Raw genomic sequence first — 10,468 nt, forward strand, 5'->3', positions numbered from 1 at the left:
AAAAAGTCCGTCTTACAAACTCATTTGAATTATACATTTTACACTTAATTTGTGTAAACCTATTTTAGGACAAGACATTCCGGCTAAAAATATTGCCGGTGTCCCACTGAACCTTATTAGGTAACGGTTTTTTTTTGGTTATCTGTCATCCCCCATTTATCCTTCAATTAACGCTGTATTTTTTTGTCATGGTTTTTTTGTAATTACCTTCGCGAAAATTTAATTAGAAAAACATCACTACGGCCAAAATGTACGAAAAAATTTTAAGGTATATTGAAAGAATTAATCAATGGCGTAAATTAAGGATTTCCAATTCAAATTTTTTAATAATAGTCGCGGCTGTAGTTGGTATTATGGGCGGCATCACCTCTTCCGTATTAAAAGAACTTACACATTCTGTGGCCAATTTTTTGCAAAACGATCTGCATTGGGAATACAAATATTATCTCTATTTTTTCTTTCCGCTCATTGGTATTTTCCTAACAGTCGCTTATATACGAACTTTCATCCGTCGTAGTAAGTTTCAACATGGGATTGCCCCCATCCTGTTCAATATTTCACATAATTCCAGCAAGCTTGAGTTTCATAATATCTATAGCCAGGTTATTTCAAGTGCGCTTACTGTTGGGCTAGGCGGATCAGCGGGATTGGAAGCACCTGCTGTTTATAGCGGCGCAGCAATAGGTTCCAATATGGGCCGTTTTTTTGGATTAAACTATCGCGAAACTTCCCTGCTTTTAGCATGTGGAGCCGCCGCGGGTATTTCAGGAGCGTTCAATAGCCCGGTCGCAGGAATGATCTTTGCAATTGAAGTAATAATGCCGGAATTTTCTATTCCTGCTGTAATACCTTTATTAATAGCGTCAGCATTTTCTTCTGTTGTTTCACAACTCATTTATAAAGAGCCCCTGTTTGTTTTGGTCACGAGAGATTGGGTCTTACATGCTTTTTGGTACTATATTGTTCTCGGTATATTAGTGGGTATTTATTCCGTTTATTTTAGCCGGTTAACCAAATTTGTGTCAGGAACTTTCAGAAAAATTAAAAATAAGTATAACAGAATCTGGATTGGCGGTATCACTCTGGGAGTAATGATTGCACTGCTTCCAACTCTTTATGGTGAAGGTTATATTACTATTCAAAAATTATTGGATGGCAATTATCAATCAATACTTGCAAATAGCTTCTTTTCAAAATACCAACTTATTCCGTGGGTACTTTTGCTATTTGCGGCGTTATCACTGGTAGGAAAAACATTTGCCTCCACAATTACCATGGCAAGCGGAGGGAATGGCGGAATGTTTGGTCCGAGTGTAGTGGTAGGTGGATTACTAGGGTTCGTTTTTGCTTTTGGCCTTAACCAAACAGGCACGGTTCAACTTAATGTTACTAATTTCATTATTGCGGGAATGGCTGCTTCTTTGAGTGGTGTAATGCATGCGCCGCTCACAGGTGTGTTTCTCGCTGCTGAAATTACCGGTGGATATGCAATGATGGTACCTTTAATGGTGGTATCTGCCATATCGTATTTCATTAATAAAGGAATTCTGAAATATTCCATATATACCGCAGAACTGGCCGAGCAAGGTAATTTAGTATCGAAGGAAAATAAGGATCACAATATTCTGCGAAGAATAAAATTGAAATATCTTATAGAGAAGGATTTTGTGATATTAAGGCCGGATGATACGCCGCGTAGACGTAGCTATGATATTGTACATACTGTAAGAAATATTTTTCCTGTCGTAACCGAAGAAGGTGAATTGACAGGCGTTATCTATAGCGATCAATTGCTTGAGCTTTTGGTAAGTAATAAGATCGAAGATCAAAATCGACTTATAAAAGAAATAGCGCATCCTCCTGATAAAGTTATTAATGTAAATACTTCAATGTCGGAAGTAATGCAAATTATGGATAGCCTGGACACGCGTATTTTACCGGTTATAGGCCCAAATAACAAATATCTTGGATTTGTGACTAAAAACGGAATCTTTAATAAATACAGACACATGTTAAAAAGACAGGGGAATGAATTTTAACGGTGTACTTTTCAATATCCTATGTAGTGCTCAAATTCTCCGAATATCTAATTCATAATTATCTTTCTTGGTAAAAGATTTCTAAACATTTTTATGCCTGGCAAAACTAATTTTTTCAGAAGCATTTTAATTCTAATAAATATCGGAGTTATCATTGCTTATTTTATTACATGCCTTTCGCCTTATGTAAACACAGGCGAAGACTGGTATTTGGCATTTCCAGGGCTTATATTTCCTTTAATATTTTTTGCACTCGTTTTGTTTATCATTATATGGATTTTTCTAAAATCAAAATGGTGGTGGATATCTTCACTAGTTTTATTACTGGGCTTTCAACAAATTATTGCTGCATTTGCATTTCACATTCCCAGGGAATTTTCTTATGTTAAAGCTCCCAATGCGCTGCGTGTATTACAGTGGAACGTATCCGGATGGGGTACCCAAAACAGCGAAAGCCATAACGATAAAACTTATAAAGCCATAATGATGCAAATTGTACAGGAGCAAAATGCGGATGTACTTTGTTTCGAAGAATTCACGGATAACCTTGATAAAAATAATTTTGAGCCTAATAACATTTCAACAATCGAAAACGCAGGATATCCTTATCATTATTTTGTAGCTACCGAATATTATAAAAAAGATCATGCTACAGGAATAGCGATTTTTTCAAAATATCCTATTATAGATTCTGCGAGCTTTAGTTTTAATGAAGGTAGCACATCAGAGCATCTACTTTTTACCGATATAAAAGTATCGGATAAAACTTTCAGAGTATTTACTACACACTTACAATCTGTACATTTTGAAGGCAAAGATTATAGAAGTTTAAATAATTTAAAACATGCGCATGAAAGTGGTTTGCGTGACTCTCGCACTATTGTTTCAAAATTAAAAAAAGGGTATGTATCCCGGTACAAACAAGCTGAGCTGGTAAGTAAAAAAATAAGGGAAAGTCCTTACACGGCATTTATTTGCGGCGATTTTAATGATGTTCCCAATTCAAGCACTTACTTTAAAATAAAAGGAAATTTTCAGGATGCTTTTTTACAAAAAGGCTCTTTTATCGGGCGAACCTTTCGCTTTATTTCACCAACGTTAAGGATTGATTATATTCTTGCGGATAAAAGATTTAAGGTAACTCAATACCAAAGGATAAAAGTTCCTTATTCGGATCATTACCCTGTAGAAGCCGATCTACAGTATTAAAAATTTCGTTTACCCTCGCAATATTTTCAAGATAAAAGACAATCTTATTGAAGTCTTTTAGCAACAACTTTATACCATTCATCACAAACTGTATAGCTCAATTTTTTCTTTTTTTTATTTTCAGCATCTAAACTAATTTTTTTATGAAATTTAAAATTTACCTGGCAGCAATCTTCCTGCTGTTTACTATTTGCGCAATTTCACAATCCCTTACTGTTCCTCCTAACGGTGGAAATAAAAAAGCATCTGTAAGTGAGCGTATAGGCGTTACCGATGTAACTATTCATTACGACAGACCCGGTGTAAAAGGAAGGGAAGGAAAAATATGGAATGGCCTTGTCCATACAGGTTTTACTGATCTTGGCTTTGGCACAAGTAAAGCTGCTCCATGGCGTGGTGGTGCGAATGAAAACACAACCATTACTTTTAGTACCGATGTTACAGTTGAAGGAAAACCACTGGCAGCAGGGACTTATGGCTTTTTTATTGCCATGGGCAATGGAGATGCCACTTTAATATTCAGCAACAACTCAACCTCGTGGGGATCTTTTTTTTATGATGAAAAAGAGGATGCACTAAGAGTAACCGTAAAAACTGAACCCCTAAACGAAAGTGTTGAATGGCTTAAATACGAATTCATGAATGAAACGGAAAACAGCGCTGTAATAGCTTTGATGTGGGAAAAACTAAAAATACCTTTTAAAGTAGAAGTTGACTATCCCAAAACTCAATTGGCATTGTTTAAAAAAGAATTAAGATCGGATAAAGGTTTTACCGCTGATGCATGGGTTCAGGCTGCACAATTTGCGGCAGCTAATAACGATATGGAAGACGCTGAGCAATGGAGCGATTATTCTATCAATGGAAGATTTGTGGGAGAAAGAAACTTCAAAACTTTAACTACAAAAGCAATGATTTTGGAGAAGGAAAGTAAAACTGCTGAAGCAGATGCACAGATGAAGGAAGCGCTACCATTGGGTACTATGCAGGAACTGCATAACTATGGAAAGCAATTAATAATAGAAAGGAAACCAAAAGAAGCCCTGGAAGTTTTTAAACTGAATGCACAAAAGAATCCGGGCCAGTTCACAACAGATATGGGATTGGTAAGAGGCTATTCCGCAAATGGTGATTACAAAAATGCTTTGAAATATGCAAAGCTTGCACAACCATTGGCTCCAAATAAACTTAATAAAGATGCAGTTGATAAAATGATTGAGGACTTAAGTGCTGGAAAAGATATTAATTGATTTTACCTAATAATCTATACAAAAAGAGACCGCTTCAGGGCAGTCTCTTTTAATTTCTCTTAAACTCTTAAAAAAATTACTCTCTAACGGTAAGGCATAGATGAAAAATGGGATTACCTCCCGATCGGTTTATTTTCCAATCAAATTCATACTCTGCATCCAATTTTTACAACGCTCCATCCATTCATCTTTTGTTGTTCGATTATGCATGCCAAAGCCATGTCCGCCACCATTGTAGATGTGCATTTCTGCAGGTATTTTATATTTTAAAAGTGCTTCATAAAATGAAATGCTGTTCATAACAGGTACTACGTTATCGTCAGTAGCCTGCACGAGAAATGTAGTTGGCGTTTCTGCTGTCACCTGGAGTTCATTCGAAAAAGAATCTATTAATTCCTTTGAAGGATTTTTGCCAATAAGCTGGTCTCTTGAACCAATATGGCCAATATTATCCTGGAAACTGATTACCGGGTAAATCAACATTGCGAAATCCGGACGCAGGTTTATATTGTTTGTATTATTTATATAGCTGTGCTGAAAATGAGTAGCTGCGGTGGAAGCCAGATGGCCACCGGCTGAAAAGCCCATAATGCCAACTTTATTTACATCGATATTCCATTCATTTGCGTGTAGGCGTACCAGTTGTATAGCACGCTGCGCATCCTGCAGGGGGCCAATTTTTTTATCAACCATTGAAGAGTCATTCGGAATCCTGTAATTCAACACAAAAGCTGCAATGCCCCATTCATTAAATTTTCTTGCAACCGCAAATCCCTCTTTTACTATTGAAGTTATCCAGTAGCCTCCACCGGGGCAAATGACAACTGCAGTTCCATTTGCTTTGGATTTTTCAGGTAGAAAAATGGTTAAGGTTGGCTGCGAAATATAATGCACGATAGTATCTCCATTACTCTGCGGTTGCCACCATTCTTTTATAGCATAAGGCTTGCTGTTAGGAATTTTACCTTCATACAAAGGAATCGTTTGTTGCGCATTTACATATTGCATAAAGCAAATTAAAAATAAAGAGGTAATCGTTGTTTTTTTCATGTAATAGATTTTTTGAAGATTATTATTTTCGATTCTAACGATACTGTCAAATAGCTAAAATTATCGTGGCCCGCTGCGGCGTAACCTATATATTTCCTTTCTTTAATTCTTCCACTGCATAGTTAGCGGCTCTTGCTGTTAAAGCCATAAAAGTAAGCGAAGGATTTTGTGTGCTTGTCGACGTCATGCAGGCTCCATCAGTTACAAACACATTGCTGCAATTATGAAAAGCATTCCATTTATTCAGTAGCGATGTTTTAGGATCATTACCCATTCTGCAACCTCCCATTTCATGAATATCAAGGCCGGGCGCCTGCTTACTATCATACTGTCGAATATTTTTACAACCTGCTCTGTCAAACATTTCTGAAGCAACCTTAAAAAAATCGTTCATGCTTTTTACATCATTATCATCATAATCAACTGATGTTATCAATTGGGGAATACCCCATGCATCTTTCTTATCGGGGCTTAATCTTACATGGTTGGTCTCTTTAGGAATCGTTTCTCCTTGCATCATTACACTTACATACCAATTTCCCGCTTCTGATAATGCATCTTTATATGATCCGCCTAGTCCATCTTCATATCCATAACCCCGGCCTGCGCCAAAAAATACCATGTAGCCACGAAGAAAATCAGTTTCCTGTTTATGAACGTTTCTGAAATTGGGCATCATGGGTTGTGTGGGTCTTCTTCCATAATAATACTTATCCGGCGGACCGCCATAATCTGCGTTTACGGTACCCCGGTAGTTTTGAAAGGCAATATACTTACCCAGCAATCCATTATCGTTTCCAAAGCCTTTGGGGAACCGGCGAGACGTGGAATTAAGTAAAAGCAAATTTGTGTTAAGGCAGGCGGCGTTTACAAAAATGATCCTTGCAAAAAATTGTGTGGACTTTTTTGTTTTAGCATCTATAACATGCACACCAACTGCTTTGCCTTTCGCATCATCATATATCAGCGAATACACAACAGATTCCGGCCTTATGGTTAAGTTACCTGTTTTTAAAGCCCAGGGAATAGTGGATGAATTGGAACTGAAGTACCCGCCAAATGGGCAGCCTCTGTCGCACTTATTCCTGGCCTGGCATTGATTGCGGTTCTGCTGAAGATGAATTTCTTTTGGCTGCGTTAAGTGGGCGCAACGACCCTGCACTACAAAACGATCTTTGTAGTTGGCCATTATTTTGCTACTGATTTCCTTCTCTACACAATTCATTTCCCAGGGCGGCAGAAATTCACCGTCAGGTAAAGTATCTATCCCATCCATGTTACCACTTATACCGACAAACTTTTCAACATGGGAATACCAGGGAGCCAGATCATCATAACGGATAGGCCAGTTTGTTGCAAATCCATCACGTGCCGGCCCTTCAAAATCATATTTGCTCCAGCGTTGCGTTTGCCTTGCCCATAACAAACTCTTACCACCGACCTGGTAACCACGTATCCAGTCAAAAGGTTTTTCCTGTATGTAGGGGTGCTCTTTATCTTTTACAAAAAAGTGCTGAGTGGCTTCACTAAACGCATAACACCTGCTTACTACCGGATTTTCCTCTGTAATGCTTAAAGGCATTTTTAGCCTGTGCGTAAATTCCCATGGCCCTTTGGTTGCTGTTGGGTAATCTTTTAAGTGAACCACATTTCGTCCGCGCTCAAGCAGCAACGTTTTTAAACCTTGCTCGCATAACTCTTTTGCTGCCCATCCGCCACTGATGCCACTACCAATAACAATTGCATCGTAAGTGTTTTGACTTTTCCCTTTTGAATTGATATTAAGCGTATCGGGTGGCATATGTGTTACTGTCTTATTTCGTTAAGAAAGGGGCAATTTTCTGCTAATATACAAACGGGAAACCTTCAATAAACATTTAGCATATAATTTACCCAAATTAATATACCCAAATAAAGTCCTGTGAATCATCCATCAATTTCTGATTTGCCAGTAAAAATTTATGGTTCAATCACCGCAATTAATTAATGAAATTATGCCGATTGGCTGCAGGATGGACGCGGAAAGCCTTCAGCGAAACTAAGACTTGCAGCGAGCAACCCGAGCTAATGAGGATTATGGAATAAACTGATAACACAGCCCCAAATAAAAATCCCCTTGCATTGCTGCAAAGGGATTGTATGATTTACATCGTACATCAAACATTGTATGCGTACATGGAAATATTAGTAGCCCATGTCACCCATTCCACCGCCGCCCATTGGAGGCATTGATGGTTTGTCTTTCTCAGGTTTGTCAGAAATTACACATTCGGTAGTTAATAACATGCCTGCGATAGAAGCTGCATTTTCCAATGCAATACGGGTAACTTTTGTAGGATCAATAACACCTGCTGCCAGCAATTTTTCATAAACTTCGGTACGTGCATTGAATCCAAAATCACCTTTACCTTCTTTGATTTTTTGTACAACAATGCTTCCTTCAATACCGCTGTTTACAACGATCTGACGAAGTGGTTCTTCAACAGCACGTTTAACTATCTGTATACCGGTTGTTTCATCTTCATTAGCGCCTTTAAGCTTGTCAAGACTTTCGATTGCACGAATGTAAGCAACACCACCGCCTGGTACAATACCTTCTTCCACAGCAGCCCTTGTTGCATGCAATGCGTCGTCAACACGGTCTTTCTTTTCTTTCATTTCAACTTCGGTAGCAGCACCAACATATAATACAGCAACACCACCGCTTAATTTAGCAAGACGCTCCTGTAATTTTTCTTTATCATAGTCAGATGTTGTTGTTTCAATCTGTGCTTTTATCTGGTTAACACGTGCAGTAATATCTTTCTTTGCACCTTTACCGCCAACGATAGTTGTATTGTCTTTATCAATAGTAACTGAAGTTGCTTCACCGAGATAAGTAAGATCAGCATTCTCTAATTTGTAACCTTGTTCTTCGCTTATTACAATACCCTTTGTAAGAACTGCCAAATCCTGCAGCATTTCTTTTCTGCGATCGCCAAAACCGGGAGCTTTTACTGCAGCCACTTTCAAAGTACCGCGTAATTTATTTACAACTAATGTTGCTAAAGCTTCACCTTCCAAATCTTCAGAAATTATTAAAAGCGGGCGGCCAGCCTGTGCCACTTTTTCAAGGATATGAAGAATATCTTTCATGGTAGACACCTTCTTATCGTATATTAAAATGTAAGGATTTTGTAACTCAGCTTCCATTTTTTCACTGTTAGTTACAAAATAAGGAGAAACATATCCCCTGTCGAATTGCATACCTTCAACCACATCTACAGTAGTATCAGTTCCTTTTGCTTCTTCAACGGTAATAACACCTTCTTTACCAACTTTGGTCATAGCCTGTGCAATTAAAGCGCCGATTGACTCATCGTTATTTGCAGAAATAGATGCCACCTGCTGAATTTTGCTATTATTATCGCCAACAGCAACTGATTGCTTTTTTAAATGCTCAACAACTGCTATAACAGCTTTGTCGATACCGCGTTTCAAATCCATTGGATTAGCGCCGGCGGCGACATTCTTTAAACCTTCGCTGATGATTGATTGAGCAAGAACAGTAGCAGTAGTAGTACCATCGCCTGCAATATCAGCAGTTTTGGAAGCTACTTCTTTTACCATCTGGGCACCCATATTTTCAATGGGATCTTCCAGTTCAATTTCTTTAGCAACCGTCACACCATCTTTTGTTACGCTTGGTGCGCCGAATTTCTTTTCAATAACAACATTACGGCCTTTTGGCCCAAGGGTTACTTTTACGGCATTTGCCAAAGTATCCACGCCCTTTTTCATCTTGTTGCGGGCTTCAATTTCAAAAAATATTTGTTTTGACATTTTATTAATGATTAAAGTTTTAAAATAAGGTTTACTTCACTTTCATTAAAATATCAGAAGCTCTCATAATTAAATAGTCAGCTCCGTCAATCGTAATTTCTGTACCGCCATATTTACCATACATAACGGTATCTCCGGCTTTAATGTGCAATGGAATTAACTGGCCTGTTTGCTCAGCATACTTTCCTTTTCCTACAGCAACTACAGTACCTTTTTGAGGTTTTTCCTTTGCTGTATCAGGAATTATAATACCACCTGCAGTTTTTGTTTCGGCTGCGTTGGGTTTAACAAGAACTCTGTCATCGAAGAGCTCAAAATTGTCTTTTGCCATAATTATAAATTTTTTGATTTTGTAATTGGGTTGCAAATGTACACGAATAATTGTACCAAAGACTTTAATCAGTTTTGTTGTCATATTCGTAACAAAGCATGGCAGAATCCTGAGCAAGGAATCAGCCAAAATTTCATAGCGAATACAAAATTTTCAAAACTGGTAAAAGACGTTCTTGTGAGTTATTTGATTCCCCAGGCGGTACTGATTGCTTCAGCCTGGCTTTGGGGCATGCGTGAATCCAGGTAATGGCCCTTTGCATTCTTCTGCCTGAATGCCTCGTATAAAGTAACCGCACAGGCAACAGAAATATTAAGAGACTTGATAATGCCTACCTGTGGGATAATAAAATCTCCATCAGAAAAACGACGGATGTCGTCGCTCACTCCAAAAGTTTCATTACCAAAAACGAGCGCTACGGATTGAGTAAGATCCAAACTATATAAATCAACGGCTTCATCGCTTAAATGAGTGGTATACACTTTTTCATATCTTTTTCGTATTTCCTCAAAACAATTTTTTGCATCCGTAAACTGGTGAATGGTGAGCCAATTTGCAGCGGTGGATGAACTTCTATATCCCCATTTTTTATGCGGAGGAATCCTGTTATTTAAAATATAAACATCCTGTATACCCACAGCATCACAGGTACGCATAACCGCAGAAACATTATGAGGGTCAAATACATTCTCCAGCACAACCGTAAGATCAGGCTGGCGATTATTAAGAACAGTAGTAAGACGTTTGTATCGTTCGGGTGTCATAAT

The 10,468-nt window shown here is 38.2% G+C and carries 8 protein-coding genes; 3 read left to right on the top strand and 5 right to left on the bottom strand.

Going from position 1 to position 10,468, the window contains the following annotated elements:
* The first annotated feature begins 248 nt into the window (after positions 1-248).
* The 3 genes from FW778_RS00005 to FW778_RS00015 all read left to right on the top strand — a co-directional run bounded on the left by FW778_RS00005 (position 249) and on the right by FW778_RS00015 (position 4,498).
* Positions 249-2,039, top strand: a complete 1,791-nt coding sequence (locus FW778_RS00005; protein WP_150412531.1) for a chloride channel protein — start codon at positions 249-251, stop codon at positions 2,037-2,039.
* 93 nt (positions 2,040-2,132) lie between these two features.
* Positions 2,133-3,248, top strand: coding sequence for an endonuclease/exonuclease/phosphatase family protein (locus FW778_RS00010; RefSeq protein WP_150412532.1), 1,116 nt, complete (start codon positions 2,133-2,135; stop codon positions 3,246-3,248).
* A gap of 143 nt (positions 3,249-3,391) precedes the next feature.
* Positions 3,392-4,498 carry a DUF2911 domain-containing protein gene (locus tag FW778_RS00015; RefSeq protein ID WP_150412533.1) on the top strand — a complete coding sequence of 369 codons (1,107 nt, stop codon included), beginning with the start codon at positions 3,392-3,394 and terminating at the stop codon, positions 4,496-4,498.
* Between the two features lie 129 nt (positions 4,499-4,627).
* On the opposite strand, the gene FW778_RS00020 is transcribed toward FW778_RS00015, so the two are convergent.
* The 5 genes from FW778_RS00020 to FW778_RS00040 all read right to left on the bottom strand — a co-directional run bounded on the left by FW778_RS00020 (position 4,628) and on the right by FW778_RS00040 (position 10,465).
* Complete coding sequence (locus FW778_RS00020) at positions 4,628-5,548, bottom strand: alpha/beta hydrolase (protein ID WP_150412534.1); 921 nt, start codon at positions 5,546-5,548, stop codon at positions 4,628-4,630.
* 85 nt (positions 5,549-5,633) lie between these two features.
* Positions 5,634-7,349, bottom strand: coding sequence for a GMC oxidoreductase (locus FW778_RS00025; RefSeq protein WP_150412535.1), 1,716 nt, complete (start codon positions 7,347-7,349; stop codon positions 5,634-5,636).
* 383 nt (positions 7,350-7,732) lie between these two features.
* Positions 7,733-9,370 carry a chaperonin GroEL gene (gene groL / locus FW778_RS00030; RefSeq protein WP_150412536.1) on the bottom strand — a complete coding sequence of 546 codons (1,638 nt, stop codon included), beginning with the start codon at positions 9,368-9,370 and terminating at the stop codon, positions 7,733-7,735.
* Between the two features lie 31 nt (positions 9,371-9,401).
* The gene (locus FW778_RS00035; protein WP_150412537.1) at positions 9,402-9,701 is read right to left on the bottom strand and encodes a co-chaperone GroES; all 300 of its coding nucleotides are present in this window, start codon (positions 9,699-9,701) and stop codon (positions 9,402-9,404) included.
* Between the two features lie 182 nt (positions 9,702-9,883).
* Entirely contained in the window at positions 9,884-10,465 is a 582-nt protein-coding gene (locus tag FW778_RS00040) for a TrmH family RNA methyltransferase (protein WP_150412538.1), read from the bottom strand.
* Between the last annotated feature and the right edge of the window lie 3 nt (positions 10,466-10,468).

Source organism: Ginsengibacter hankyongi (genome assembly GCF_008710285.1).
In the GTDB taxonomy this organism is placed as follows: Bacteria; Bacteroidota; Bacteroidia; order Chitinophagales; family Chitinophagaceae; genus Ginsengibacter; species Ginsengibacter hankyongi.